We start from the raw sequence: 25654 nt of genomic DNA, 5'->3' as shown, positions 1-25654 counted from the left end.
AGCCATCAGTCAAACACCAATTCCAGTTCAACCCTGTTCAAATGAACAACGACCTTCCCAGCATGTTCAAAATTAACCGTTAATTTACCATCTATGTTGGATTGTACCTGTCCCAGCCCCCAATCGGGCTCTTGCGGATGCCTGACCAGCATTCCTGGTTCAAAAAGGGCATTCAAGTCAGACATGAAACGGCTCCGGACAGAATATATGCAACAAACCGAAATTGTCCCACTTCTGGGTTCTCGTATCTGTCATGATCTTATCAGCCCTATCGGGGCAATTGGCAATGGGCTGGAACTTTTGCTGTTGTCCGGGACTAAAGACACCCCTGAAATGGCGTTAATCCGCGATAGTGTGGCTGCCGCCAATGCCCGCATCCGGTTTTTCCGAATTGCCTTTGGCAAGGCACCAGATGGTCAGCAGATATCCAATCAGGACATCGCAGCAATTATTAAAGATTACACCGCAACATCGCGGATCGAGATAGAGTGGCAAGATATCGGAAACCCAGCTCGCCCGGTCGCGCGGCTGTTGTTTCTGTTGATTCAGTGCCTGGAACACGCCTTTCCGTCAGAGAGCCTGATCACCATTTCCCAACATGACGGAACCTGGAAAGTTATCGGCAAGGGTCCCAAAATGAGGTTGGAAAAACGACTATGGTCACCGCTGGGTGATGACGCCTTCCAAGACACTGTCGAACCATCCGAAATCCAGTTCCCGCTTGCACGATCTGCGGCAGATGCTGGTGATACGCCGCTTCAGATTAAATTGGATGAGGATCAGATCGAGATCAGGTTCTAATCCTCACGGCCGGATCGCGCCATTGCCGGAAACGAGGTATTTAAAGCTGGTCAGCTGCTCTGCCCCGACCGGGCCGCGGGCGTGCATCTTACCCGTCGCAATTCCGATTTCTGCGCCCATCCCAAATTCCCCGCCATCGGCAAATTGGGTGGAGGAATTATGCATCAGGATTGCACTGTCCAGCCGTGTCATGAACTGATCAGCGACCGCTTGATCCTCTGCAATCACGCAATCGGTATGGGAGGAGCTGTATTGGCGAATATGGTCAATCGCCCCATCAACATCGGCAACAACCCGGGCGGCAATAATGCTGTCCAGATATTCACGGCCCCAATCGGCATCGCTAGCAGGGACAGTACCATCAACAGATTGCAGGGTGTCATCCGCACGGACTTCTACCCCTGCCGCCACCAGATCCCGTAAAATGTCGGCGCCCAAATCGTTGGCAATCTCCTGATGGATCAACAGGCACTCCGCCGCCCCGCAAATCCCGGTGCGCCGGGTTTTGGCGTTCACGACGATTTTGCGGGCCTTTTCCGGGTCAGCGGTTTTGTCGATAAAGATATGAACGATACCTTCCAAATGGGCAAAAACAGGCACGCGCGCCTCTCTTTGCACCAAGCCCACCAACCCCTTGCCGCCACGGGGCACAATCACGTCGATATGATCCACCATGGTCAGCATTTCAGATACGGCCTCCCGGTCGCGCGTCGGCACCCGCTGGATCGCATCTTCGGGCAATCCGGCCATACGCAATCCTTCCTGCAGACACGCGTGAATGAAGCCCGAGGAATGGAAACTCTCTGATCCGCCGCGCAAAATCACCGCATTTCCGGCCTTCAGGCACAGGGCCCCGGCATCCGCGGTCACGTTGGGGCGGCTTTCATAGATCACGCCAATTACGCCCAAGGGCGTACGCACCCGTTTGATGTGCAGCCCATTGGGGCGATCCCACTCGGCCATAACGGCCCCAACTGGATCATCTTGGCCTGCCACGGCACGCAACCCATCACAGATCGACGCGATACGGGCGTCATCCAGCATCAGACGATCCAGCATGGCGTCTGACAGGCCCTTGTCACGGCCAAAGATCATGTCACGCTCATTGGCCTCAATCAAACCCTCACGCCGTTCCCACAACAAATCTGCCGCATGGGTCAGGGCCGCTGATTTTGCCTCTGGCGCCGCAAACCCCAAGACGGCCGCCGCCGCGCGTGCGCGCAGGCCAAGGTCTTGCATAATATCATGGATCGAGGCGTTGTCTTTCATCGGTTCAGCTTTCGCAAAATGGATTAGTCAATAAGGTATCAAACCGGCGCTTACAGTGCCATATCATCACGGTGGATTAATGCAGCGCGTCCCGGATAGCCCAGACGTGCCTCAATATCACCGGATTGGCAGCCGAGGATTTTTCGCGCCTCATCCAATGGATAGCGGATCAAACCCTGCCCCAATGTGCGTCCATCCGGGCCCAGAATGGTCACTGGATCACCGCGGCCAAATTCTCCTGACGCCCCGGTCACACCGGCAGGCAAGAGCGATTTTCCCTGCCCCAATGCCCGTGCGGCCCCGGCATCGACGGTCACGATCCCTTGCGGTTTCATTCCGGCAATCCAACGCTTTCGCGCAACCTGGGGCGTGGTCTGGGCAGCAAACCAGGTCGCAGGCGCGCCCTTTTCTATCGCCTGGATCGGTCGCAGCGTCGCTCCTTCGGCAATGACCATGGCACAGCCCTGCCCCACAGCCATCTTGGCGGCCTGAATTTTGGTCTTCATCCCACCTTTGGACAGGCCAGTCCCGGCATCGCCTGCCATGGCTTCGATCTCTGGTGTGATGTCGTCGATTTGGTCATAGCGTGTTGCATCAGGATCATCTTTGGGATTGGCGGTGTAAAACCCGTCGACGTCTGACAACAACACCAACGCATCGGCGCCCACCGTCACAGCCACCTGTGCCGCCAACCTGTCATTATCGCCAAAACGGATTTCGTCGGTCGCAACTGTATCGTTTTCATTCACGATCGGCACGCAATCCATATTCAAGAGCTGATCCAGCGTTGCACGCGAATTCAGATAGCGCCGACGGTTAGAGCTGTCTTCCAGCGTCACCAAGATCTGCGCTGTCGTAATGCCATGGGTTTCCAACGCCTCTTCATAGGCACGCGCCAGCCGGATTTGTCCAACCGCTGCCGCGGCTTGTGATTGCTCCAATGACAAAGATCCGCCCGGCAGATTCAACACGTTTCGACCCAGCGCAATGGAACCCGATGACACCAACACCACCTTCGTCCCCCGCGCCCGCAGCATTGCCACATCCTCGGCCAGACAGTGCAGCCAAGCCGATTTCAAACGGCCTGTTCCGGTATCCACCAACAGGGCAGAACCGATTTTTATGACAATCGTTTTGGCGCTACTCAGGGATGCCATTCTTCAGGTTCTTCCTGTTCTGTGCGCTGGCGCAAGCGATCTTCGCTGATCTCTGCTCGCAGGGCACGCAGAACATCGGTCACACCCTCGCCGCTGACGCCGGACATCATCATAACCGACCCGCCCGTTTCGGCCATCAGGGCCTGACGCAGGTCATATCTTTCCTCGTCATCCAACGCGTCGATCTTGTTCAAAACAGTGATGCGCGGCTTTTCCGCCAATTCACCACCATAGGCCTCCAACTCGCCAATTATGGTTTGGTAATCTTCGACCACCGTGTCAGATGTCCCATCCACAAGGTGCAGCAGTACCGAACAGCGTTCCACATGGCCAAGGAACCGATCCCCAATACCGCGCCCTTCATGGGCGCCCTCGATCAGGCCGGGGATGTCAGCAACGACAAATTCTGCATTATCCACACCGACAACCCCTAGATTTGGATGCAACGTGGTAAAGGGATAATCTGCAATCTTTGGTCGCGCGTTTGACGTGGCCGCCAGAAAGGTTGACTTGCCCGCATTGGGCAGACCCAACAGGCCCGCATCTGCAATCAGCTTCAACCGCAGCCAGATCGTACGTTCCACACCCGCCTGGCCCGGATTGGCCCGACGCGGCGCCTGATTGGTCGAGGTTTTGAAATGCAGGTTTCCAAACCCGCCATTGCCGCCCTTGGCCAGCACCACGCGCTGACCAATATCGGTCATATCGGCGATAACCGTTTCCTCATCTTCATCCAGAACTTCGGTACCCACAGGCACGCGCAACACAATATCCGCGCCGTCATGGCCCGTTCGTTGCTTGCCCATTCCGGGTTGACCGCTCTTGGCGAAGAAATGCTGCTGATAGCGGAAATCAATCAGTGTGTTCAGCCCGTCAACGACTTCGGCAATCACATCACCGCCGCGACCGCCATCGCCACCGTCCGGTCCACCAAATTCGATGAACTTTTCACGGCGAAAGCTGACGCAACCGCCGCCACCACCGCCGGATCGAATATAGACCTTTGCAAGATCAAGGAATTTCATGGGTCGCGGCCTTAAATTGCTGTTGTGTCAGGCGATATGTGATTATTGGCGCAGGCTCAAGTCTTGCAAGGCTTTCCCCGACCCCGATACCGATTTTTTCAAAGCCCAGCTTCGTTAAAATCCGGGCAGAGGCTGGATTGTCGTCAAAATGCGTCGCTTCGACCTCTGTCAGCCCCAGATCACGAAATCCATGCTCCAGCGCGCCTCTGGCGGCCTCCGTGGCATAACCCTGCCCCCAATGATCCTGCCCAATGGCATACATCAGGCTTATCGGATCGGCCCCGAAACCAACCAACCCGATCAACCCTTGTTGGTGATGAAACAAACCCGCGGAATACGGCAACTGCCCTGTAAAAGGACCACGGGCCATCCAAGCTTTTACATCCGCATCCGGCCACGGCGCCGAAATGGAGGACGTCATGCGCGCCACATCAGGTGTGCCACAGAGACGCTGTAATTCCCGCCAGTCTTCCGGCGCAAAATTTCGCGCGACCAAACGGGCCGTGCGAAAGATACTCTGTGCCATTTGGTCTGCGCCTATTTCAGTTTGTTCAGATAGGTCCATGTGGCCACATTCGCCTCGCGGGCAACGCTATATCCTTCGGCATCACCCAGATATTCAAATCCGGCCTTAGTCAACACCCGTGCAGAGGCTGGATTATCCTGAAAGACCTGCGCAAAGATCGTATCGCAATCCTGCGGATTGCTTGACAACAAAACGTCAACCGCCTCTGACGCCAATCCGGTATTCCAAAATGCAGGCGCGATCCAATATCCGATCTCGGATTGCTTCCGATCCAGACGGGTCAGGCTGACAATGCCCACGACCTCTGCATTTTGGGACTTGGATCCATCCAGAACCCAGACATCTTCAACCCGGCCTTCGGCCATTGCACGTGCGATAAACGCATCAATCGCACCAGGCGGCAATGGGTGTGGAATACGGCTCGTGGCCTCTGCCACCCGCTTGTCAGAGACATAAAGCGCCATCAGGCCAGCATCGGAATAGCGCACCGGACGCAGAACCAGCCGTTCGGACTCCATCACGGCCTGCGTGTTAATCGCCTCATATTTCATTGGGTTCCTCCCCAAAATTATACGTTTTAGCAGGGTTACATCCCCTGCCTTACCTACACTGCACCTTCAGCATTCTCCCCAGAAGCTGCCCGCGACCCATCAGGTTTCCCTCAAATCCAGATGGGATCATCAGATGCAAAACTCAACCACAAATCCTTTTACAAACCAAACTGTGACAAGGCTGTGAATTCAGTTACATAAACTGAAAAGGGGGACCGGCTGACCGATCCCCCATCTATTTCAATGCGTTATCGGGTATGCCTTACTCAGCAGCCTCCGCCACTGGCAGTACAGATACAAAGGTGCGGCCCTTGAAACCCTTACGGAAGGTCACTTTGCCCTCTGCAGTTGCAAACAGCGTGTGATCTTTGCCCTGGCCAACACCTTCGCCCGGCCACCATTTGTTGCCACGTTGGCGTGCAATGATGTTGCCCGGGATCACGTCCTGACCACCGAATTTTTTGACGCCCAGACGACGACCGGCTGAGTCGCGACCGTTTCTGGATGAACCGCCTGCTTTCTTATGTGCCATCTCGTCTCTCCTTAGCCTTTAGCCAGCTCTTTGGCTTGCTCAACCCATTCAGGTTTCACTTTGATGCCTTCAATACCAGCAATGTCATCTTCGCTCAATGCTGCGATTTGCGCGAATGTGGTCAGACCAGCTGCGTTCAGCTTTTTGACCGCTGCCGGACCAACGCCAGTGATGGCACTCAGGTCGTCAGCAGCCGCTGGGGCTTCGACCTTGGCTTCAGCTTTCTTTGGCGCAGCCTTCGCAGCCGGTTTTGCAGCAGCAACAGCAACAGCGGAAACAGAACCCGCACCAACAGCCACTTTAACACCAGATTTATCGGCACCCTTTTCCAGGATGTCGGTGATGCGCAGCAGAGTCAGTTGCTGACGATGACCTTTGGTACGCTTAGAGCCGTGCTTACGACGACGCTTTACAAAATGGATCAGCTTTTCGCCTTTGATCTGGTCGATCACTTCGGCCTGAACAGCTGCCCCATCGACAGTCGGCGCACCCACGGTGGAACCAACCATCAGAATCTCATTGAATTGAACTTTTTCGCCAGCGTCAGCTGCCAGTTTTTCAACACGGAGCACATCGCCCGATTGAACCCGGTACTGCTTGCCGCCGGTCTTGAGGACCGCAAACATTTGCTTTTCCTTCGTTTCCCGCATCCTATGGCCCCCGATTTCGGGTGTTTTGCCGTTTACCGGCGCCTCGAACAGCGCGCCCTTGTCTGGGCGTGATTACAATTAAACGCGCAGGATGGCCCCACGCGACGCGGGCTTATCGGATTCCAGTGGCGCAAAGTCAATAGAAATCTGTATTTTCGCATCAGGTCTTTCGCATAACCGTGAAGTGTTTTAGCAAGGCCCAAACACATTGAGGATCGGTCATGCTGCCTTTGAACACCAATCAGCTTCAAAAGACTTATAAAGAAGCCAATCTGCTTATGCAGCAAGGCAAAGGTGATGAAGCCTTAAAGCTCTATGAACAGATTCTGGAAACCACCCCCGACGTGCCTGAGGTTCACTTTCAAATCGGTCAGCTTTTGATGAAAGCCCTACGGTTTGATCCAGCAATTGATGCGTTTCACAAGGCTATCAGACTAATCTCATCAAATCAGCAGATTTGGCGGGGCTATTCAGAGGCGCTGTTGCGGGCTGGATCAGAGGAAGATATCTCAACGTCTTTGGAATTGCTGAAGTCCGCTGACTTACCCACCCAGGCTAAAAAAGAAATCAGAAATAGGATCAACGGCAATGTTGTAGCTGCGCAACCCAAGCTGGGTACTCTGCCAAAATCGCAACTGCAAAAAGCTCTGCAATTGGTCCAAAAAGGCCATGCCAAACAAGCGATCCCACTCTTGCAGAAACTTATCAAAGCACATCCAAAAGTCGCAGTTCTTCATGGTGTCCTAGGGACAGCATTTCGTGATGTGGGGCAGAAAGCGAAAGCCATTCAATCGCTTAGGCACTCAACAAGGTTGGATGCGGGAATTTTTGACGCTCAACTCAACCTTGGACACTTACTTTTGCGCGATGGAGATACGAAAGGCGCGATTACTCACCTAGAAATGGCGCGGACATTGAACCCAAAGTCATTGCCCGTCCTGCTATTTTTAGCAGAATCATATGGTAAAACTGGCATGGAACCCAATCAGGAGAATGCGCTTGACCGTGCAATCGTGACGGATCCAAAATTTGCGCCAGCATTATTAGCACGCGCGCGCCTGGCAAATACACAAAACAACTATGTTCTTGCTCATGAATTGGTAGAAAAATGTATTCAACTTGGAAACGATTCCGCTGAAATCTATAGTTTAAAGTCAAATATTTTGTCCGCATCTGGCAATGAAAAGGATGCACTGGAAAGTATTAAGTTTGCGCTCTCAAAAGATCCTGAAAATGCGACCATGATGGGACATTTGGCAACCTTGTTGCAAACGAGTGGTGACTTTGAAGCAACTGAAGAAGCATTTCAGAAAGCCTTCGCAATGGATCCTCACTTGGGGGCAAACTACAGAGTGTACTCTGCTTCGCATAAGTTTAAACCAGACGATCCACTCATCGACGAGATGGAGAAAATATATCAAGATCCATCCATCACACCCGCCAATAAAATGCAGTTGGGATTTGCTCTTTCCAAAGCAATGGAAGATACCAAACAATACGATCAGGTTTTCCCCTATCTCAATGCATCCAACCAGCAGATGAGAGAAGAATACCCTTACGAGATTTCGGGACGGCGAGTTCAGATAAATAGGGTCAAACGTATATTCAAGAATATTTTGTCCAGCGGAAAAGTTGGGGTGGGTAAAAGCGAATACGCTCCTGTCTTTGTCACTGGGATGCCAAGATCCGGTACCACACTTGTCGAACAGATTCTTTCTAGCCATTCTACAGTTACTGGTGCGGGTGAAATGGGCCGGTTCAATCGAGAATCGATGCGCTTGATTATGTCTCCAAAAGGTGACAACAAAATTGAGTCAATTACACAAAACGAGCTTGATGCAATTGCGAGCAGCTATGAAACATATGTGAAAACACTCCACCCGGGAAGCATCCGCATATCCGACAAATCTATTCAGACTTATCTGGTCATGGGTCTTGTCTGGTGCGCCCTACCGAAGGCAAAAGTTGTCGTTGTCCGAAGAGATCCACGCGACAACCTGCTGTCTGTTTACAAGAATGTTTTCGCTGGTGGAGGCCACCTCTACAGCTACGACATGGAAGACCTCGGCCAGTACTATCGTATGTTTGTCGAAATGATCGACTTTTGGCGTGAGATCAATCCAAATGGTTTCCACGAAATCTGGTATGAAGACCTGATTTCAAATCCTGAAGATGAGACGCGCAAACTTATCGCAGCCGCCGGGTTGGAATGGGAGGATGCCTGTCTGAACTTCCACGAAAACAAGCGCAAGGTGAACACCTTGTCCGTCTATCAGGTTCGGCAACCAATCTATAAATCATCGGTCAAAGCATGGAAGCGTTATGAGAAAGAACTGCAACCGCTCTTTGACAGTCTCGGAGAGCTGCTCGAACCAACAAAATGAGTTAACCATGCAACCTCAAATTCAAAATGCCCTGCATCTTTTACAAACAGGTCAGTTCAAACAAGCTGCAGATCTTCTGGCTTCGTTGTCCCATATGGAACCCGAAAACCCAACAATTCTAACGATGCTGTCGGCTGCGTTAAGAGAACAAGGCCAGTATGATGAAGCAATCAAAATGATTGTCCGAGCCCTTGAGATTGATGGAAGTTATGCAAAAGGGCATATGCATTATGGCATTGCGCTTTTTAAATCGAGGAAGCTCGATGAAGCGATCGAAGAGCTTCAAATTGCTGATAAACTTTTACCGAACAATGTTGAGATCTTAACAATCTTAGGGCGCGTATACTGCGACAACAACCAGTACAAGAAGTCTCAGAATACATTTAATCGCGCTATAGAGCTCGACCCAAATAATGTTGACGCTCATTTTGGAAGGGCAGTACTCTCCTGGGCAAATAAAGACTACCCCCAGTTGCTGAAAGATGTAATCAAGTGTGAAACTCTTGGTTTGAATAACTATGAAATGTATCTGTTGAAGGCGAAAGCATATCTCGGATTAGACGATCACGAAACCGCATTGAAAAGCGTTGCGAAAGCAGAGTCATTGGCGCCCGACAATCTCGAGGTTTTAAATACTAAAACCAGCACCTTACAATCTCTGGGAAAATTTGACGAAGCAAAAAACACAATATTGTCTGCGATAGACGCAAATCCGACGCGAGGGTCCTTGTATCTTCAGTATAGTAGGATTCACAAATTCAAGGAAAACGATCCATTGATCGTTCGCATGAAGTCTGCTTTCGAATCTGAAGACGCATCCATATCAGATAAAATTTCGATCGGGTTTGCCCTCAGTAAGTCACTTGAGGAGATAGGTGAATATCCAACTTCGTTTCAATATTTGTCGATGGCTAATCACGAACTCAAAAAAATGTTTCCTTACGACGAAGATACTACCACGAAGCAGCTTCACCAAACCAAGTCTTTGTTCGCTGAATTAACTGCAGACGCCACTTTCAACAAAGAAGTGTCAAATACAAACTCCATATTTATTGTTGGCCTGCCACGCTCTGGTACAACTCTTGTTGAACAAATTCTGACAAGTCACAGCGCGGTAGAGACAGTCGGTGAAGCAGGCTTGTTGCCCCGAGCCACTGACCATTTGCTGAATTTATATATCAATAAAAATTGGCGCGATTTGTCGCCCATAGATATTAAGGATATGCATGATGGTTACCTTGAAAGGGCAAGAGCGCTTCAGAAAAGCGGCCGTAACCTTGTGGATAAAACCGTAAATACACATTGGTGTCTCGGATTTATCTGGCTGGCATTTCCGAATGCTAAAATCATCGTTATCAGGCGTAATCCGAAAGATAACTTGCTTTCAATTTTCAAAAACCACTTCGGTGAAGGATCACACCGCTACAGTAACAATCTGGAAGACCTCGGCCAGTACTACCGCAAATTCGTCGAAATGATCGACTTTTGGCGAGAGATTAATCCAAATGGTTTCCATGAAATCTGGTACGAAGACCTGATTTCAAATCCTGAGGAAGAGACGCGCAAACTTATCGCCGCCGCCGGGTTGGAATGGGAAGATGCTTGTCTGAACTTCCATGAAAACAAGCGCAAGGTGAACACCTTGTCCGTTTATCAAGTACGTCAACCGATTTACAAATCCTCGGTGAAGGCCTGGCAGCGTTATGAAAAGGAACTCAAACCGCTGTTTGACAGCCTTGGAGATTTGGCCGATCACAAGCGATAATCAGATATCACTGCCCGTCATGTAATAACCAATGGTTTGCCCCAGCATTCGGGATTGTTGAATAAAGACGATATCAAAAGCGTGGAAAATTGCGGCGTTCACACGCCGCCCTGACGGTGTTTCCGACAGGGCGATATAAGCGTCCAGATCTGTATCCTGCAGCGGATCATAGGCCAACAGAAGATAGCTCAGCAGCCAGTCTTCTGTTTCCAGTCTGATTTCATTTTCTTGTGACCACACCAGTGACAACAGCTCATCCTCGGCAAATCTGTCCCGAATGGGCTGTCCGTCCTGCAGACCCAGCATGAAGGCGAGATTGGCGTTCAACGCTCCTTGGACGTTGAACTCAACCAAATCATTGGCCTGAATAAACGCGCTGATCTGATCAAAACGATCCGTGCCCATTGCCCGGGCGCTTTCCATGTTGCTTTCGCTTAGCCCTTCGACATCGTCGTCCATCAGGGCCCGACGCGCGCTAAGCTCTAGTTCTATAATCCGGGCACCCGTATCAGATTCTAAAAATAATATTACCTCTTCAACATCAGCATCTTTCAAAAAATCCTCAAAACCGGTGCGAAAGCTATCCTGGGTTGGCGCATCTGAATAAATTTCATGAATGTCGCCTTCCCAACCTTCGGGCGTCACGTCCCCGAAAAACTCAAAGGCTATGTCAGAGGATGCGGCAATCCCCTCTTCGTTCATAATTTCCAATGCTTCGTCAATTCGCAAAAGCTCATACAAGATCTTAACCGGATCCTGAACTTGCGCATGGCCTATCAACGGCACGAAAAATGCGCTGATCAGCGTCAAAAACAGTCTTTGAAAAAATCCGGTCAACTTGTATTCTCGCTTGCTCTCACCAACCTTTTGCAATCGTGAACGTGTTTGTCCAGTTTGTCACGAAAAACGGTTGCACCTACCCCGACATCAAAGTACATCGCGCGGGACCCTTCGCGGAGAGGTGCCGGAGTGGTCGAACGGGGCGGTCTCGAAAACCGTTGTCCCTTCACGGGGACCCAGGGTTCGAATCCCTGTCTCTCCGCCACTTTACCCCCTGAAAATCCGTTGTTTTCTGTTGTTCGGGATGGGCTTTGACCCAAATAGTACAGGCCGCAAAGTTTCCCTCACGGCCTGCTACACAATCTTTGATCCCGCTATCGACCTGTTGACCACCAGCCTCGGCGCTTGGGCTTTGGCGGGGCGCTTGGGGCTTCGGCGACAACCACATCTGCCTCGACCTCTGCCGCCGGTTCAGCCGCTTTAACGGCAACTTCTGCTGGGGCGCTGGCCGCCACGTCCGGCTCGGGTGCGGGTGCGGCTTCAGGGGCCGCCTCCACCTCTGCTGCAACCGGCGCAACCTCTGCTGTGGTGCCGGGCGCCTCTGCTGGGGTCTTTACCGGGGCCTCAGTGGTGGCTTCAACGGCTTCGGGCGCCGGATCGTCCTTTTTCTTTCTAGACCGCGTCGCTCGCTTTTTCGGGGCTGTCTTTTTCTTGGGTTCGGCTTCTGCCTCGCCCTCATCAGCTACAACCTGTTCGACCGATTCCTGAACCTCTTCAGCCGGCTCCGCCTCTTTGGCTTTGGCTGGCTTGCGACGCGTCCGGGTCTTTTTCTTCGGCGCCTCTTCTTCAGGTTTCTCCGCATCGTTCGCGACCGCTTCTGCCGTCACTTCGGGTTCGACCGACTCAGCCGGGGCTTCACTTGGCGCATCGGCCTGTGTTTCCGCCTCTTCACCGGTATCATCAGCATTTGCCTCTGACTGATTGGCCTCGGTTGCCTCTCCACCATTCTTGTTCTTGCGGCGACGGCTGCGACGGCGGCGTTTCTTTTTCGGGGGCGTTTCTTCGCTCTCCACCGCCTGCTCTTCGGGTTCTTCAACCACTTCGGGCAGATCAATGGCCAGTGCATCAACAGACACAACCGGGGCGACCTCGGCCACCTGGCGCGTCGCAGTTTTGAAGCGTTCGATGGTGAAATCCGGGCTGATCATATGGGTATCAGCCTCAATTCGGACCGATAGGCCATAACGCGCTTCTATCTGCAGCAAATGCTCGCGCTTGGTGTTGATCAGAAAGTTCACGATCCCGACCGGGGCCTTCAGCAGAACTTCACGTGACCGGCGGCGCACGCCCTCTTCTTCCAACTGGCGCAAAATGGTCAGGGCGAGGCTGTCATCCGATCGGATCAAACCTGTGCCATGACAGGCGGTACAGGGTTGCGTCGTTGCCTCGATCATGCCGGGGCGCAAACGCTGGCGGCTCATTTCCATCAGGCCAAAACCCGAAATTCGCCCCACCTGAATGCGGGCACGGTCGGTTTTCAACCGGTCTTTCATGCGCTTTTCTACGGCGGCGTTGTTTTTGCGCTCATCCATGTCGATGAAATCGATCACGATCAGACCGGCCAGATCACGCAGACGCAACTGGCGCGCCACCTCTTCGGCAGCCTCCAGGTTGGTTTTTAGCGCGGTTTCCTCGATCGATCCCTCTTTCGTCGCCCGGCCAGAGTTCACATCGATCGCCACCAACGCCTCTGTCACACCGATCACGATGTAACCACCAGATCTCAGCTGAACCGTCGGATTGAACATCGCACCCAGATAGCTTTCGACCTGATACCGGGCAAAGAGAGGCATCGCCTCTGCATAGTGTTTCACGTTTTTGGCGTGGGACGGCATGATCATTTTCATGAAGTCCTTGGCGGTGCGATACCCGGCCTCGCCCTCGACAAACACTTCATCAATCTCGCGGCTATACAGATCGCGGATCGACCGTTTGATCAGGTCGCCCTCTTCATAGATTTTGACGGGTGCAATGGATTGCAACGTCAAGGCGCGGATCTGTTCCCACAGGCGCTGCAGGTATTCATAGTCGCGCTTGATTTCGGCCTTGGTCCGGTTGGCCCCTGCGGTGCGAATGATCAAACCCGCGCCTTGTGGCACGTCAATCTCAGCCGCTGTGGCGCGCAGTTTTTTACGGTCGGCCGCATTGGTGATCTTGCGGGATATCCCGCCACCGCGCGCCGTATTTGGCATCAGGACGCAATAGCGCCCGGCAAGTGACAGATAAGTTGTCAGGGCAGCACCCTTGTTGCCGCGCTCCTCTTTCACAACCTGTACCAAAAGAATCTGGCGAACCTTGATCACTTCTTGGATTTTATAGCGTTTCAGGCGTGGTTTGCGCGGGCGACGGATTTCTTCGGACACGTCCTCATCGGCGACGTCCTCGATGCCATCATCTTTTTCGGTAGCGTCGAGCTGTTTGGGCTCATCATCGCCATCCTCGTCACCCTGATCGCCGTTATTCTCTGCATCAGTTTCGCTGTCTGTTGCCTCGGCTGTCGCGTCTTCGGACGCATCGCCATCATCAACGGCATCCGCGCTGGCGGTGTCCTCAGGTTGATCACTTACAGCAGCCTCATCGGCAGGCTCTTCGCTGGCCGCGTCAACTGCCTCGCTGCTTTCCGCATCATCAGATGCAGGAGTTTCGACGGGCGTTTCTCCGACCAGCTCCATTGGGGAACTGCCTTCATCTTCGCCGTCCAGCTCAACAACGTCCATTCCCGATATTTCACGGGTTTCAACCGCATCATCAGACACTGTTTTCGCAGCTTTGGCCCGCGATCGGCTGCGGCGCTTTTTCGCGGGCTTGTCCTCTTCCTCTTCCTGCTCCTGACGCTGCGCCTCGGCAAAGGCACGCTCTTCTTCCAGCAGCGCCTCGCGATCAGCGACTGGAATCTGATAGTAATCTGGATGAATCTCGGAAAAGGCAAGGAAACCATGACGGTTTCCGCCGTAATCAACAAAGGCCGCCTGCAAGGACGGCTCAACCCGTGTTACTTTTGCAAGATAGATGTTGCCAGCAAGCTGGCGTTTGTTCTCGGATTCAAAATCAAATTCCTCGACCTTGTTTCCGTCGACCACGACCACGCGAGTTTCCTCTGCGTGGGTGGCATCAATAAGCATTTTCTTAGCCATGAATTCTCTTCGCACCACCCGGATATCCCTGCCCCTGGCGGGGCCTGAATGCGACGGGGGTGATATGTTCGAGCAATGTCAGACGCGGCGAATAGGCAAACCTGAGGCAACCGCCCCAAAGCCTTGATTCTGCACATTATATCGCGTCTCATCGCGTTTCTTCCTTGATGCCATTGGCATCTGTTCATACGCCCGGCCCTACTTGGGTCCACGGGCAAATATCGGTCTTTCGACCCAATCGGTCTGTTGTGAAATCAGCGGTTTTTACCTGCTGCGCCTCACGAACAGCGAAACTTTCTATGCGGTCCGTATGTTGACGGAACCCTGCACGGTCAACATACGTTCGATTGTTCGGCAATTACAATGGGGAAAATTACAATGCACGAGAATTGATCACGCATTCCGACCATCCCATTCTCGGGCCTACAAATAATCCGCCCGCTGCAAACCGTATTTGGCCATTTTTTCGTTCAAGGTCCGGCGCGGTAATGACAGTTCCTCCATCACCTTGACGATCGATCCTTTATGCCTGCGCATTGTGTTGTCGATCAGCATCCGTTCGAACGCCTCGACATATTCTTTTAGGGGTTTGCCTTCGGTGGTGACCACAGGCTGTATTTCGTCACCATCCGTCATCAGCAGGCTGGCGATACTGCCCGATCCGCGCCGGTTTTGCAAAACCGCCCGCTCGGCCACGTTTTCCAGCTGCCGCACATTACCGGGCCACGGGGCCTGCATTAATTGCGCGGCCTCCTGCGCAGTGACTGCCGGGGTTTCACAACCATATTCCTCTGCAAATTGCTCTGACAAACGCATGAATAGCGTCAGGATATCTTCGCCCCGGATGCGCAACGGCGGCAATGTTATCCGCATGGCCGACAACCTGAAAAACAGATCCGATCGCAACACATCTTCTAACGTCTTGCCCGGTTCCTGTAGGTTGGAAATCGCTACAATCCGGGTTTCAGGCGGGTTGCCCTGATCATTGATATAGGTCAGCAGTCTGACTTGCGCAGCCGTGCTTAGTGCATCGATATCTTCCAAAACCAATGTCCCACAGCGCGCTTCCTCGACCAAGGGGATCTTGTCCGAACCATCATCTGTGCCGAACAGTTTTTTCAGAAGCGTCTCCTCGTCATACGCCGCGCAGGAGACCAGCGAAAATGGTTTGCTGGCCCGGGACCCGACAGCGTGCAGGGCGTGGGCCACCAATGACTTGCCAGTTCCGGTTTCGCCTTCGATCAACACATGGCCATCGGCCTGCCCCAAATCCAGAATATCCTCGCGCAGTCGGTTCATCTCTGCCGATTTGCCGATCAGTTTTTCCATGATTGAGGTTCCGCCGGACAGCTCCTTGCGTAAGGTCCGGTTGTCCAGGGTCAGGCGCCGCCGTTGTGACGCCTTGCGCACCAGTGCCGTCATTTTGTCAGGGTTGAACGGCTTCTCCAAAAAATCATAGGCGCCAACCTGCATTGCCTCGACGGCCATGGGCACATCGCCATGCCCGGTGATCATAATCACCGGCAAGCCACTATCGGCCCCCATCAGGCGTTTCAGAAACTGCATCCCGTCCATGCCGGGCATACGAATGTCGCTGACCACAACGCCGGGATAATCTTGACCGACAACTTTTAGCGCGTCCTCGGCGCTGGCGAATGTCTCTGTCTCGAACCCGGACAGCGACAGCCACTGACTGATCGATTGGCGCATGTCCTGTTCATCATCGACAATGACGACTTTGATTGCCTGTGCCATTTGGTACTCACTCTGCTGCTTCGATACCTTCGTTCAGTATCGGAAGCTGGATTTCAAACACTGCCCCACCATCAGGGGCATTTCGGGCGATTAACCGCCCACCCAGATCATTGACGATACCCGACGAAATCGCCAATCCCAGCCCCACACCATCTCCGGGTTGCTTGGTGGTGTAGAACGGCTCAAACAAGCTTTCCAGGTCCTCGATCCCATTGCCATTATCCTGCACAGTCAATCGGGCGGTGTCCTGTCCGAAAAGCTGCAGTTCAACTGTTGGGGCGTCTTTTTCCTTTGTTGCGTCAAGCGCATTGCGCAACAGGTTGATGATCACCTGTTCCAACCGCAGCCGGTCGGCCATGACCAAGACAGCCTCGCGCGGGACAGAGGTTTTGATGTTCACCTCGCGCCGCTTCAACTGGGGCTCCATCATCGACAGGGCCGATGACATGGCATGGCGCATATCAACGGGCTCGAACGCCTCGCCCCCTTTTCGGGCATAGCTTTTCAGCTGCCGCGTGATTGCCCCCATCCGTTCAATCAGATCGTCAATCCGTTGAAACGATGATAGCGCCTCTTCGGGTCTGCGGCGACGCAGCAGCAGCTTTGCCCCCGCCAGATAGGTTTTCATCGCCGCCAATGGCTGGTTCAGCTCATGGCTGACCGCGGCTGACATTTCCCCCAAGGCCGCCAATTTTGACGATTGTTCAATCGTTTGTTCAGCGACCTGCAGGTTCTTTTCGGCTTTTTCCCGTTCCGCGATTTCCCGGGTCAAACGTTCGTTCAACGCCCTCAGTTCAACCGATTCCCGTTGAAACACCCGTGATCTGACCAAGGCCTTTCTGGACAATAGATAAAACGCGAGCGACAGCAGGATTGCAAAGCCCATAATCTCTAGCGCGATAACCCCGTTCACCCGGCTGCGAACCGGCGAAAATGTGGTGTAGGAGGCCATCTGCCAGCCCCGAAACGGGATGCGCGCCTCTTGCCGCATCACGGCTTCGCCCCTCAGATAAGCATCAGGTGGCAGTGCCCGCCAATCGGCCGTCGCCTGAATGGCCCGCAAAATGGCCGACGGCGCCGATCGAACCTCTAACGCTTCTTCTTCGGTCAGGCCACGCCAGCGCGGCTCAGTCGACAAAACGATTTTGCCAGAACTGTCTGACACAATCACCGCATCCGAAATCCCCGCCCAGGAACGTTCAAACTGCTTCAGGTCCACCTTGGCAACGATCACCCCAACACTGCGCCCCAAACTGGTCAATCGGCGCGAGTAATAGAAATCCACGGCACCGCTAGCGCCACGCCAAACCGTGAACTGCGACTCTGCCGACCGGATTGCATCGATAAAATAGGGCTCAGATCTATGTGCAGACCCAATTTGTTCGCGAATGGTCGACGCCACCGCGCGCCCATCCCGATCCAGCAGCATCAGGCTTTCGGCTCCAATTTCATCCAGATAGGAATACAGGCGCAATGTCGTTCGCTGATATTCGTTGGTTTCCAGCGCGTTGATCAGCGAATCGTCGCGCGCCAACAATTGCGGAATGACAGAGGCCCGGCGAAGTTCACTCAACAAGTTCCCGGAATACAGCGCCAATCGCACCTGCGCCCGGTTACGGGTGGATTCGGTAAACCGTTCGGTCAGGTAGACATTGGTCATCCACACGATGCCCACCGCCAACGCCATCATCATGATGATAACGATGCGGTTGCGCCACGGCAGGCGTTCTGACGCAGATCGGATCTTATCTGGAACCAATGTCATAGCCAAAGTGTAAGACCGGTTCGAACCGGTCTCAACCCTGCTGACAATATGTGGATCATCCATCGGCGGCGTTCAGCCGTCAGGCCTCGACCAAACCTTCGATCAACGCCCTGAACATCGGGGCCCCATCTGTCCCACCGTGGCCAGCATCTGACGCCCGCTCTGGATGCGGCATCATCCCTAACACGCGACGGTTTTCAGACAGAACACCCGCAATATCGGCGACAGAGCCATTGGGATTGTCGGTATAGCGGAACGCAACCCGATCTTCGCCTTCCAGCCGCGCCACAGTATCTGTATCGGCATTGTAATTGCCGTCATGATGCGCGATCGGGATGTCGATCACCTGACCGGCATTGTAGCCACGGGTGAACAGACTGTCAGAGGTTTCGACCCGCAGGCCAATGGTTTTGCAGATGTATTTCAAACCGGCATTGCGCAGCAACGCGCCGGGCAAGACCCCGGTTTCGGTCAATATCTGAAAGCCATTACAAACCCCAAAAACATGGCCGCCACGATCCGCAAAATCTACGACAGACCGACAAATGGGCGACTTCGCCGCGATCGCGCCGCAGCGCAGGTAATCCCCAAATGAAAACCCGCCCGGCACACCAACGAAATCCAGCCCATCCGGCAAGGATGTTTCCTTGTGCCAGACCATCTGCACATCGGCACCAGCGGCCTTCAGCGCGACAGCCAAATCGCGGTCACAGTTGGAACCGGGGAAGACAATGACAGCCGCCTTCATTACGACAGCTCCACCGAATAGCTTTCGATCACGGTGTTAGCCAACAGCTTTTCACACATTTTGGTCACGGTAGCCTCGGCAGTGGCTTTGTCGGTCTCGGCCAGATCCAGCTCGATCACCTTGCCCTGACGCACGCCCTCGACGCCATCAAATCCCAAAGACCCCAGCGCATGGCGCACGGCCTCCCCTTGCGGGTCCAAAACGCCATCTTTCAGCATGACATGAACGCGGGCTTTCATTTTGGGCAGACCTTTCAGTTAACAATCGTTGGTTTTGCAGCGGCATGAGTGATGTTGGTGGGCAGAACCCCCAAACGGCGGGCAACTTCGGAATAGGCATCGGACAGGCTGCCCAAATCACGGCGGAACACGTCCTTGTCAAGCTTTTGTCCGGTTTCGATATCCCACAGGCGGCAGCTGTCCGGGCTGATCTCATCGGCCACGATCAGGCGCATGAAATCGCCCTCATAAACCCGGCCGACCTCAATCTTGAAATCGATCAGCTTGATCCCGACACCATACATGACACCAGACATGTAATCGTTCACGCGCAAGGCCAGCGCGATAATGTCGTCCAGATCCTGCTGCGTCGCCCAGCCAAAGGCGATGATGTATTCTTCTGGCACCAGCGGGTCACCCAATGCATCGTCTTTATAGCTGAACTCGATGATCGGGCGCGGCAATTGCGTGCCCTCTTCCAGACCCAGACGTTTAGACATGGATCCGGCCGCATAGTTGCGCACGATCACTTCCAACGGCACAATCTCGACCGACCGGATCAGTTGCTCTCGCATGTTCAGACGTTTCAGGAAATGCGTCGGAACCCCGATATGCTGCAGGCCAGTCATGAAAAATTCGGACAAGCGATTGTTCAGCACACCTTTGCCGTCAATCACGTCTTTCTTTTCCGCGTTAAACGCCGTCGCGTCATCCTTGAAATACTGTACCAAAGTGCCCGGTTCCGGGCCTTCATACAGAATTTTAGCTTTGCCTTCGTACAGTTTTTTGCGACGTGCCATGGGGACCTCTATGCACGCAGGGGGGCGACTCCCCCTGACTTTACGCGCCCTATACGCCATGGACGCAGATGTCGCAAGGACAGGTCACCCCTTGCGGCGGCAGGGCGCAGGCCCCATAACAGAATAAAGACAACCAACGTGACCAACGAGGATAAAAATGACCACATTCGACGATCGCGAAAGCGCCTTTGAAAACAAGTTTGTCCATGATGAGGAATTGCAATTCAAGGCAAATGCCCGCCGAAACAAGCTCGTTGGCCTGTGGGCCGCTGAACTGTTGGGCAAAAGTGGTGATGACGCCGCAGCCTACGCCGTCGAAGTGATAAAAGCCGATTTCGAAGAGGCCGGACATGATGATGTCATTCGCAAAGTGGCCGCAGATCTGGGCAGCCTCGCCAGCGAGGATGAGATTCGTGCAAAAATGGATGAAATGATGACCGTCGCCAAATCTCAGGTCATGGAAGAAGGCTGAGCACAGACAAGCACATCTCGACCTCATAATCATTATGAGAAGAAAGAATTTGATCCCTCGCCTGCATCATGCAAAGCGGGGGCTTGCTTGCAAGCATCACACAATTCGAACCCAGAAGACCTAAATCATGACAAATGCACTCTCTAAATTGCTCTCGACGAACGATTGGCTGCTGGCCGACGGTGCCACCGGCACCACGTTGTTCAATATGGGTCTTCAATCCGGTGACGCGCCGGAACTGTGGAATACCGACGAACCGGAAAAAATCACGGCGCTGTATCAGGGGGCTGTGGATGCCGGTAGCGATCTGTTCCTGACCAATACATTTGGTGGCAACGCGTCGCGGCTGAAACTGCATGATGCGCAAAAACGGGTGCGGGAATTGAACCGTGTCGCCGCCGAACTGGGCCGCGATGTTGCCGAAAAGGCCAATCGCCCGATCGTTGTTGCCGGATCCGTTGGCCCGACGGGCGAGATCATGGAACCTATCGGTGCGTTGTCTCATTCAGAAGCCGTCGAAATGTTCCACGAACAGGCCGATGCCCTGAAAGAGGGCGGTGCCGATGTCCTGTGGGTCGAAACGATTTCTGCACCAGAAGAATTCAAAGCCGCGGCAGAGGCTTTCGCCCTGGCCGATATGCCCTGGTGTGGCACGATGAGCTTTGACACCGCAGGGCGCACCATGATGGGTGTGACCTCTACCGACCTCGTGGGATTGGTGGACAGCCTGCCAAATAAACCGATGGGTTTTGGCGCAAATTGCGGTGTCGGGGCATCTGATCTTTTGCGCACGGTTCTGGGTTTCGCCGCCCAAGGCACAGAGACGCCGATCATTTCCAAGGGCAATGCCGGCATTCCAAAATATGTGGATGGCCACATCCACTATGACGGCACCCCCGAACTGATGGCCGACTATGCCGTGCTGGCCCGTGATTGCGGGGCCCGGATCATTGGCGGTTGTTGCGGCACAACCGCCAAACACCTACGCCATATGCGCACCGCGTTAGAAGAGCGCCCCGCCGGCGAGCGTCCCTCGCTGGAGGCGATCACCTCTGCCCTTGGGGCGTTTTCTTCCGCCTCCGACGGCACGGATGACGATGCACCTGCACCGCGCCGCAGCCGCCGGGGCCGACGCTGATCTGTTGAGGCGCCTCTTCTACATCCTCGGCAGCCTTGCCCTAATCGTCTGGGCTGCCGGTTATATCTGGATATCGGGCCTGGCTTGCGCCTTCGCGCAAAGCCAGAATTGCACAATCCCTGCCCCCTGGTCGCTGCGTGGCGAAGATCTGATTATCATGGCCCTGATTCCGGGCGGCATCACTGCCACGCTATTCCTGATCGGATGGGCGTTGGGCCGCAAGCGCCCTTAGAACAACGACAACTGATCCCCAACGCGCGCTGGTACCCGGAACAGATCCGTTCGAAGCGCCGGTTGTTTTTCCGCCAGACCAAGACGCCGGAGGGCCAGTTGAAACCGGCGCTGCAACAGCTCTGAATACTGCCCCTGCCCCCGCATCCGATGCCCCCAATCGGCCAGATAATCCTGCCCATCATGCATCTCTCGGATTTTCCCCATCACCTTTGACACCCGATCCGGAAATTCCCGCGACAACCATTCCTGAAACAGCTCTGATACCTCCAAAGGCAGGCGCAACATGATCCAGCTGGCGCTTGTGGCCCCGGCCTTGGCCGCTGCCTCTAAAATCCGCTCCATCTCATGATCGGTCAGCCCCGGAATCATCGGCGACGCCATGACCCGGGCCGGTATTCCCGCCCGCGCCAGCGCTGTGATCACAGCCAGCCGTCTCTCCGGTGCAGGCACGCGCGGCTCCATCTGACGCGCCAACCCCCGGTCTAATGAGGTTACCGACACACCCACCCGGACGAGACCCAGTTTCGCCATACGCGACAGGATATCGATGTCACGCTCGATCAAAGTGCCTTTCGTCACAATCGCAACTGGATGTCTGAACCGTTCCAGAACCAACAACAAATTGCGCATGATTTCATGTTCTTTTTCAATCGGTTGATACGGGTCAGTATAGGTTCCAATCGCGATGGGTTGTGGCGCATAACGCCGGGCGCGCAATTCCTTTTCCAAAACCTCGTGGATCCCCGGCCGGGCGATCAGACGGGTTTCAAAATCCAACCCCGGTGACAGACCCAGCCAGGCATGACCGGGCCGCGCAAAACAGTAGATGCACCCATGTTCGCACCCTCGATACGGGTTCACCGATCGATCAAAGGGCAGATCAGGCGAGCTGTTCCAGCTTAGCGCCGATTTTGGACGTTCCAGCCGAACCTCCGTCTGAACCACTTGGCCATGGTCAGAGGCTTCTACTTCCAACGTGGTTGCATAGCGTTCGAACCGTCCTGAGCGATTGCTGATCGCTGCACGCCCACGGGTTTTGAATCGCGACCCATCCACGGTCATTTTAACATCTTTAGACACATGAACATTTATAGAACATTTCTCCCGCGCCGTGCAAGAATGGCGTAAAATCAACCTTCATTGCCGAATTTTATCTTTGGGAGGTAACATTTCGTCGGTAGAAGGGGGATTGATGTCGCAATCGGCCAAGTCGAAATGCGACAGAACGACCATTAGGGGAAAGAAACCCTGCGCATCGCGCCTGAGTTAAAGGAATTATCAATGGCCGAAGAAGACGACGATATCATCCTGTCAGAACTGCCGGACGACGAACTTGTCCTGCAAATGCATGACGACTTGTATGATGGTCTGAAAGAAGAAATCGAAGAAGGCGTCAACATCCTGCTGGAACGCGGATGGCAGCCCTATCAGGTTCTGACCGAGGCGTTGGTCGCTGGTATGACCATCGTCGGCAAGGATTTCCGCGATGGTATCCTCTTTGTGCCAGAGGTACTCTTGGCTGCAAACGCCATGAAAGCTGGCATGTATATCCTGAAGCCTCTGCTGGCCGAAACCGGCGCACCGCGCATGGGTAAAATGGTCATCGGCACCGTGAAAGGTGACATTCACGACATCGGCAAAAACCTGGTTTCCATGATGATGGAAGGCGCCGGTTTTGAAGTCGTCGATCTGGGCATCAACAACCCGGTCGAAAACTACCTGGAAGCTCTGGAAAGCGAAGAGCCAGACATCCTGGGTATGTCTGCCCTTCTGACCACCACCATGCCATACATGAAGGTCGTCATCGACACGATGGTCGAAAAAGGCCTGCGTGACGACTATGTCGTGTTGGTTGGTGGCGCCCCGCTGAACGAAGAGTTCGGTAAAGCCATTGGCGCAGACGCTTACTGCCGGGACGCTGCTGTCGCCGTTGAAACCGCCAAAGAGTACATGTCGCGCAAGCACAACGCGCTGAACGCTTAAGCTCTTCGCGGATCATGCGAATTCAAGCCCCGGCGCGATATACGTGTCCGGGGCTTTTCTTTGGCCGGGTCAGAGGGTGAAACGATGAAACTGAACGATGATATCCTGTCCGAACAAGGCCTTCAGGCAAATTCACCCCAGGGTCGGATATTGCTGATCGCCTGCGGGGCATTGGCCCGTGAAATTCTGGCACTGAAAGATATGCATGGCTGGTCCCACATGGATCTGACCTGCCTGCCCGCCAAATATCACCTCTTCCCGGATAAGATTGTCGAGGCGGTCGAAGAGTCTGTCAAAAAACATCGTGACAACTATCACTCCATCTTCATCGTTTACGCCGATTGCGGTACCGGTGGCCTGTTAGAGGCGAAATGCGAAGAACTGGGCGTCGAAATGATCGCCGGGCCGCATTGCTATTCCTTTTTTGAGGGCAACGACACTTTCGCCGAAATTGCAGAAGAGGAATTCACCACATTCTACCTGACGGATTTTCTGGTTCGCCAGTTTGATTCCTTTTTCTGGAAACCGATGGGGCTGGATCGTCATCCGGAACTACGCGATATGTATTTCGGCAATTACACCAAACTGGTCTATCAGGCGCAGACCAATGATCCGAAACTGGATACCAAAGCCGCCGAATGTGCCGCACGCATGGGTCTGGATTACGAGCGTCGGTTTACGGGTTACGGCGATCTGGAAACGGCGCTGAAGGCACAGTCGTAATACCGACATAATACCGACGCGTCGCAGCATGCCGCTTTTTTGGCTTCAGTTGGCACGCATTAATTCACAAACAACCCGAACGAAAGCCGTGCATCGGTTTAACTTTCGCCGATTTTCTGCCCCGCCAGCAGCCTGATCCGCTCGACCATCGCGCGCACGCCATTGGACCGTTGCGATGACAAATGTTCATCCAAACCTAGGCGGGCCAGTTCAGAATGAGCATCAACTCTCAGCACATCCGACACCGTTAAGCCGTTGAAAAGAGAGGCGAGAACCGCAATCAACCCGCGCACGATCATGGCATCGCTATCGCCGGAAAACTTGAACATCGCCTCTGGGCCCGTGCCCTCGATCTGAGGCAGAATCCAAACCTGACTGGCACAACCGTCAACTTTGGTTGCCGGCACCATAAATGCCTCATCCAATCGATCCATTGCGCCACCCAATTCGATCACATAGCGATATCGATCCTCCCAATCTTCCAGGAAATCGAAATTTTCTGCAATATCTTCAAAGGCTTCCGCGGCCATCTTACTCTCCGGTTTGCTCTCACCCGTATCTATGACACCCGAATAGAAAGGTCCACGCCTACAATCACGGGTTTTCAACTGCCCGTCTTTGGGCTAACCCATGAGAGATGACAAGAGGGACACCTAAATGAAAACCCCAATACTTGCACTGGCCATCTCCGCCATCGTGTTATCGGCCTGTGGTGAGTCGCGTCTTAACCCGTTCAACTGGTTCAAGAAATCCGTAGATGAACCCGCTATCGCCCAGGCAGAATATTTTGACCCCGAGGGCCTGATCGACCGGGTGCTTGAGATGCATATTGACCAAACTCTTGACGGTGCCATCATCCACGCCGTTGGCCTGCCGCCGACCCAAGGATATTGGGACGCAGAGCTTTTGCCGATGAATGACGGAATCCCGGTCGATGGCGTTTTGACATATCGCTTTGATGCCAACGAACCCGTTGGATTCGAACGCGTGGTCAATCAACGCTCCCGCGAAGTTCTGGCAGCAACGAGACTATCCCACGAAGAACTGGAAGGCGTCACCGCCATACATATCATTGCGGCATCAAATAGCCTGATCAGCAGGCGCTAACTCCACACCGCTTCACATTACAATAATTAATCTGATTGGGGATCAGAGGGGCAACGCCCCTCTGTCTAAAGACCTGA

General features: G+C 53.8%; 26 protein-coding genes and 1 tRNA gene. 10 read left to right on the top strand and 17 right to left on the bottom strand.

What is annotated here, in order from left to right; all coding sequences use genetic code 11:
- Positions 1–5: 5 nt before the first annotated feature.
- Positions 6–185: a DUF3553 domain-containing protein gene (locus AC2D8P_RS01155; RefSeq protein ID WP_484699726.1), complete on the bottom strand. Its 180-nt coding sequence runs from the start codon at positions 183–185 to the stop codon at positions 6–8.
- A 22-nt stretch (positions 186–207) separates the two neighbouring features.
- Between AC2D8P_RS01155 and AC2D8P_RS01150 the strand changes: the two genes are divergently transcribed.
- Positions 208–801, top strand: coding sequence for a histidine phosphotransferase family protein (locus AC2D8P_RS01150; RefSeq protein ID WP_484699725.1), 594 nt, complete (start codon positions 208–210; stop codon positions 799–801).
- Positions 802–804: 3 nt separating this feature from the next.
- On the opposite strand, the gene AC2D8P_RS01145 is transcribed toward AC2D8P_RS01150, so the two are convergent.
- The 7 genes from AC2D8P_RS01145 to AC2D8P_RS01115 form a co-directional block, all read right to left on the bottom strand.
- On the bottom strand, positions 805–2070 hold the full coding sequence (locus tag AC2D8P_RS01145) for a glutamate-5-semialdehyde dehydrogenase (protein ID WP_484699724.1): 1266 nt from the start codon (positions 2068–2070) through the stop codon (positions 805–807).
- A 50-nt stretch (positions 2071–2120) separates the two neighbouring features.
- Positions 2121–3227 (bottom strand): glutamate 5-kinase, encoded by a 1107-nt coding sequence (gene proB, locus AC2D8P_RS01140; RefSeq protein WP_484699722.1) that lies wholly within the window; start codon positions 3225–3227, stop codon positions 2121–2123.
- Positions 3215–4252: a GTPase ObgE gene (obgE, locus tag AC2D8P_RS01135; protein WP_484699721.1), complete on the bottom strand. Its 1038-nt coding sequence runs from the start codon at positions 4250–4252 to the stop codon at positions 3215–3217. Before obgE ends, proB begins: the two co-directional genes overlap by 13 nt.
- Complete coding sequence (locus AC2D8P_RS01130) at positions 4239–4778, bottom strand: GNAT family N-acetyltransferase (RefSeq protein WP_484699719.1); 540 nt, start codon at positions 4776–4778, stop codon at positions 4239–4241. The genes obgE and AC2D8P_RS01130 overlap by 14 nt, the downstream gene beginning before the upstream one ends.
- Positions 4779–4789: 11 nt before the next feature.
- Complete coding sequence (locus AC2D8P_RS01125; protein WP_484699717.1) at positions 4790–5329, bottom strand: GNAT family N-acetyltransferase; 540 nt, start codon at positions 5327–5329, stop codon at positions 4790–4792.
- 262 nt (positions 5330–5591) lie between these two features.
- The gene (gene rpmA / locus AC2D8P_RS01120; RefSeq protein WP_484699716.1) at positions 5592–5861 is read right to left on the bottom strand and encodes a 50S ribosomal protein L27; all 270 of its coding nucleotides are present in this window, start codon (positions 5859–5861) and stop codon (positions 5592–5594) included.
- Between the two features lie 11 nt (positions 5862–5872).
- The gene (locus AC2D8P_RS01115) at positions 5873–6487 is read right to left on the bottom strand and encodes a 50S ribosomal protein L21 (protein WP_484700569.1); all 615 of its coding nucleotides are present in this window, start codon (positions 6485–6487) and stop codon (positions 5873–5875) included.
- Positions 6488–6732: 245 nt separating this feature from the next.
- Between AC2D8P_RS01115 and AC2D8P_RS01110 the strand changes: the two genes are divergently transcribed.
- Together AC2D8P_RS01110 and AC2D8P_RS01105 are read left to right on the top strand one after the other, a co-directional pair.
- Positions 6733–8895 carry a tetratricopeptide repeat-containing sulfotransferase family protein gene (locus AC2D8P_RS01110; RefSeq protein ID WP_484699714.1) on the top strand — a complete coding sequence of 721 codons (2163 nt, stop codon included), beginning with the start codon at positions 6733–6735 and terminating at the stop codon, positions 8893–8895.
- 7 nt (positions 8896–8902) lie between these two features.
- Complete coding sequence (locus AC2D8P_RS01105; RefSeq protein WP_484699713.1) at positions 8903–10660, top strand: tetratricopeptide repeat-containing sulfotransferase family protein; 1758 nt, start codon at positions 8903–8905, stop codon at positions 10658–10660.
- Here AC2D8P_RS01105 and AC2D8P_RS01100 read toward each other — a convergent pair whose 3' ends face one another.
- On the bottom strand, positions 10661–11497 hold the full coding sequence (locus AC2D8P_RS01100; RefSeq protein ID WP_484699711.1) for a hypothetical protein: 837 nt from the start codon (positions 11495–11497) through the stop codon (positions 10661–10663).
- 118 nt (positions 11498–11615) lie between these two features.
- Between AC2D8P_RS01100 and AC2D8P_RS01095 the strand changes: the two genes are divergently transcribed.
- Positions 11616–11705 (top strand) — tRNA-Ser (locus tag AC2D8P_RS01095).
- A gap of 109 nt (positions 11706–11814) precedes the next feature.
- Here AC2D8P_RS01095 and AC2D8P_RS01090 read toward each other — a convergent pair.
- The 6 genes from AC2D8P_RS01090 to purC all read right to left on the bottom strand — a co-directional run bounded on the left by AC2D8P_RS01090 (position 11815) and on the right by purC (position 19920).
- Positions 11815–14634, bottom strand: a complete 2820-nt coding sequence (locus tag AC2D8P_RS01090; protein WP_484699709.1) for a ribonuclease E/G — start codon at positions 14632–14634, stop codon at positions 11815–11817.
- A gap of 423 nt (positions 14635–15057) precedes the next feature.
- Positions 15058–16389, bottom strand: coding sequence for a sigma-54-dependent transcriptional regulator (locus tag AC2D8P_RS01085; protein ID WP_484699708.1), 1332 nt, complete (start codon positions 16387–16389; stop codon positions 15058–15060).
- Between the two features lie 7 nt (positions 16390–16396).
- Positions 16397–18154 carry a sensor histidine kinase gene (locus AC2D8P_RS01080; protein ID WP_484700568.1) on the bottom strand — a complete coding sequence of 586 codons (1758 nt, stop codon included), beginning with the start codon at positions 18152–18154 and terminating at the stop codon, positions 16397–16399.
- A gap of 79 nt (positions 18155–18233) precedes the next feature.
- A complete protein-coding gene (gene purQ, locus AC2D8P_RS01075; RefSeq protein ID WP_484699706.1) occupies positions 18234–18902 on the bottom strand; it encodes a phosphoribosylformylglycinamidine synthase subunit PurQ in 669 nt (222 codons plus the stop codon).
- The gene (purS, locus tag AC2D8P_RS01070) at positions 18902–19141 is read right to left on the bottom strand and encodes a phosphoribosylformylglycinamidine synthase subunit PurS (RefSeq protein ID WP_484699704.1); all 240 of its coding nucleotides are present in this window, start codon (positions 19139–19141) and stop codon (positions 18902–18904) included. Before purS ends, purQ begins: the two co-directional genes overlap by 1 nt.
- 14 nt (positions 19142–19155) lie before the next feature.
- Entirely contained in the window at positions 19156–19920 is a 765-nt protein-coding gene (purC, locus tag AC2D8P_RS01065) for a phosphoribosylaminoimidazolesuccinocarboxamide synthase (protein ID WP_484699702.1), read from the bottom strand.
- Between the two features lie 157 nt (positions 19921–20077).
- Between purC and AC2D8P_RS01060 the strand changes: the two genes are divergently transcribed.
- The 3 genes from AC2D8P_RS01060 to AC2D8P_RS01050 all read left to right on the top strand — a co-directional run bounded on the left by AC2D8P_RS01060 (position 20078) and on the right by AC2D8P_RS01050 (position 21762).
- On the top strand, positions 20078–20392 hold the full coding sequence (locus tag AC2D8P_RS01060; RefSeq protein ID WP_484699700.1) for a DUF1476 domain-containing protein: 315 nt from the start codon (positions 20078–20080) through the stop codon (positions 20390–20392).
- 127 nt (positions 20393–20519) lie between these two features.
- Positions 20520–21530, top strand: a complete 1011-nt coding sequence (gene bmt / locus AC2D8P_RS01055) for a betaine--homocysteine S-methyltransferase (RefSeq protein WP_484699698.1) — start codon at positions 20520–20522, stop codon at positions 21528–21530.
- The gene (locus AC2D8P_RS01050) at positions 21484–21762 is read left to right on the top strand and encodes a methionine synthase (protein ID WP_484699696.1); all 279 of its coding nucleotides are present in this window, start codon (positions 21484–21486) and stop codon (positions 21760–21762) included. Before bmt ends, AC2D8P_RS01050 begins: the two co-directional genes overlap by 47 nt.
- Here the strand turns inward: AC2D8P_RS01050 and AC2D8P_RS01045 are convergent.
- Positions 21759–22826: a PA0069 family radical SAM protein gene (locus AC2D8P_RS01045; protein WP_484699694.1), complete on the bottom strand. Its 1068-nt coding sequence runs from the start codon at positions 22824–22826 to the stop codon at positions 21759–21761. The two genes, AC2D8P_RS01050 and AC2D8P_RS01045, sit on opposite strands and share 4 nt — an antisense overlap.
- A 219-nt stretch (positions 22827–23045) precedes the next feature.
- Here AC2D8P_RS01045 and AC2D8P_RS01040 point away from each other — a divergent pair, with 219 nt between their 5' ends.
- Positions 23046–23747 carry a corrinoid protein gene (locus AC2D8P_RS01040; protein WP_484699692.1) on the top strand — a complete coding sequence of 234 codons (702 nt, stop codon included), beginning with the start codon at positions 23046–23048 and terminating at the stop codon, positions 23745–23747.
- 84 nt (positions 23748–23831) lie between these two features.
- On the top strand, positions 23832–24470 hold the full coding sequence (locus tag AC2D8P_RS01035) for a DUF1638 domain-containing protein (protein WP_484699690.1): 639 nt from the start codon (positions 23832–23834) through the stop codon (positions 24468–24470).
- Between the two features lie 98 nt (positions 24471–24568).
- Here AC2D8P_RS01035 and AC2D8P_RS01030 read toward each other — a convergent pair whose 3' ends face one another.
- The gene (locus AC2D8P_RS01030; RefSeq protein ID WP_484699688.1) at positions 24569–25000 is read right to left on the bottom strand and encodes a SufE family protein; all 432 of its coding nucleotides are present in this window, start codon (positions 24998–25000) and stop codon (positions 24569–24571) included.
- A 127-nt stretch (positions 25001–25127) separates the two neighbouring features.
- Between AC2D8P_RS01030 and AC2D8P_RS01025 the strand changes: the two genes are divergently transcribed.
- The gene (locus AC2D8P_RS01025) at positions 25128–25577 is read left to right on the top strand and encodes a hypothetical protein (RefSeq protein ID WP_484699686.1); all 450 of its coding nucleotides are present in this window, start codon (positions 25128–25130) and stop codon (positions 25575–25577) included.
- Positions 25578–25654 lie beyond the last annotated feature (77 nt).

The sequence above is a fragment of the Roseovarius sp. YIN77 genome (genome assembly GCF_057219155.1).
The sequence above is the reverse complement of the archived record's forward strand: the minus strand, read 5'-3'. Positions and strand labels throughout refer to the sequence as shown.

What these genes read in the sequence shown, in the direction of transcription:
- AC2D8P_RS01060 (WP_484699700.1), top strand. Translation starts at nt 20,078, where the DNA reads ATGACCACATTCGACGATCGCGAAAGCGCCTTTGAAAACAAGTTTGTC.
- AC2D8P_RS01150 (WP_484699725.1), top strand. Translation starts at nt 208, where the DNA reads ATGCAACAAACCGAAATTGTCCCACTTCTGGGTTCTCGTATCTGTCAT.
- purC (WP_484699702.1), bottom strand. Translation starts at nt 19,920, where the DNA reads ATGGCACGTCGCAAAAAACTGTACGAAGGCAAAGCTAAAATTCTGTAT.
- bmt (WP_484699698.1), top strand. Translation starts at nt 20,520, where the DNA reads ATGACAAATGCACTCTCTAAATTGCTCTCGACGAACGATTGGCTGCTG.
- AC2D8P_RS01145 (WP_484699724.1), bottom strand. Translation starts at nt 2,070, where the DNA reads ATGAAAGACAACGCCTCGATCCATGATATTATGCAAGACCTTGGCCTG.
- AC2D8P_RS01045 (WP_484699694.1), bottom strand. Translation starts at nt 22,826, where the DNA reads ATGACCGTGGATGGGTCGCGATTCAAAACCCGTGGGCGTGCAGCGATC.
- AC2D8P_RS01050 (WP_484699696.1), top strand. Translation starts at nt 21,484, where the DNA reads ATGACGATGCACCTGCACCGCGCCGCAGCCGCCGGGGCCGACGCTGAT.
- AC2D8P_RS01080 (WP_484700568.1), bottom strand. Translation starts at nt 18,154, where the DNA reads ATGACATTGGTTCCAGATAAGATCCGATCTGCGTCAGAACGCCTGCCG.
- AC2D8P_RS01035 (WP_484699690.1), top strand. Translation starts at nt 23,832, where the DNA reads ATGAAACTGAACGATGATATCCTGTCCGAACAAGGCCTTCAGGCAAAT.
- AC2D8P_RS01030 (WP_484699688.1), bottom strand. Translation starts at nt 25,000, where the DNA reads ATGGCCGCGGAAGCCTTTGAAGATATTGCAGAAAATTTCGATTTCCTG.
- AC2D8P_RS01130 (WP_484699719.1), bottom strand. Translation starts at nt 4,778, where the DNA reads ATGGCACAGAGTATCTTTCGCACGGCCCGTTTGGTCGCGCGAAATTTT.
- AC2D8P_RS01115 (WP_484700569.1), bottom strand. Translation starts at nt 6,487, where the DNA reads ATGTTTGCGGTCCTCAAGACCGGCGGCAAGCAGTACCGGGTTCAATCG.
- AC2D8P_RS01155 (WP_484699726.1), bottom strand. Translation starts at nt 185, where the DNA reads ATGTCTGACTTGAATGCCCTTTTTGAACCAGGAATGCTGGTCAGGCAT.
- AC2D8P_RS01040 (WP_484699692.1), top strand. Translation starts at nt 23,046, where the DNA reads ATGGCCGAAGAAGACGACGATATCATCCTGTCAGAACTGCCGGACGAC.
- AC2D8P_RS01125 (WP_484699717.1), bottom strand. Translation starts at nt 5,329, where the DNA reads ATGAAATATGAGGCGATTAACACGCAGGCCGTGATGGAGTCCGAACGG.
- rpmA (WP_484699716.1), bottom strand. Translation starts at nt 5,861, where the DNA reads ATGGCACATAAGAAAGCAGGCGGTTCATCCAGAAACGGTCGCGACTCA.
- AC2D8P_RS01105 (WP_484699713.1), top strand. Translation starts at nt 8,903, where the DNA reads ATGCAACCTCAAATTCAAAATGCCCTGCATCTTTTACAAACAGGTCAG.
- obgE (WP_484699721.1), bottom strand. Translation starts at nt 4,252, where the DNA reads ATGAAATTCCTTGATCTTGCAAAGGTCTATATTCGATCCGGCGGTGGT.
- purQ (WP_484699706.1), bottom strand. Translation starts at nt 18,902, where the DNA reads ATGAAGGCGGCTGTCATTGTCTTCCCCGGTTCCAACTGTGACCGCGAT.
- purS (WP_484699704.1), bottom strand. Translation starts at nt 19,141, where the DNA reads ATGAAAGCCCGCGTTCATGTCATGCTGAAAGATGGCGTTTTGGACCCG.
- AC2D8P_RS01090 (WP_484699709.1), bottom strand. Translation starts at nt 14,634, where the DNA reads ATGGCTAAGAAAATGCTTATTGATGCCACCCACGCAGAGGAAACTCGC.
- proB (WP_484699722.1), bottom strand. Translation starts at nt 3,227, where the DNA reads ATGGCATCCCTGAGTAGCGCCAAAACGATTGTCATAAAAATCGGTTCT.
- AC2D8P_RS01085 (WP_484699708.1), bottom strand. Translation starts at nt 16,389, where the DNA reads ATGGCACAGGCAATCAAAGTCGTCATTGTCGATGATGAACAGGACATG.
- AC2D8P_RS01025 (WP_484699686.1), top strand. Translation starts at nt 25,128, where the DNA reads ATGAAAACCCCAATACTTGCACTGGCCATCTCCGCCATCGTGTTATCG.
- AC2D8P_RS01110 (WP_484699714.1), top strand. Translation starts at nt 6,733, where the DNA reads ATGCTGCCTTTGAACACCAATCAGCTTCAAAAGACTTATAAAGAAGCC.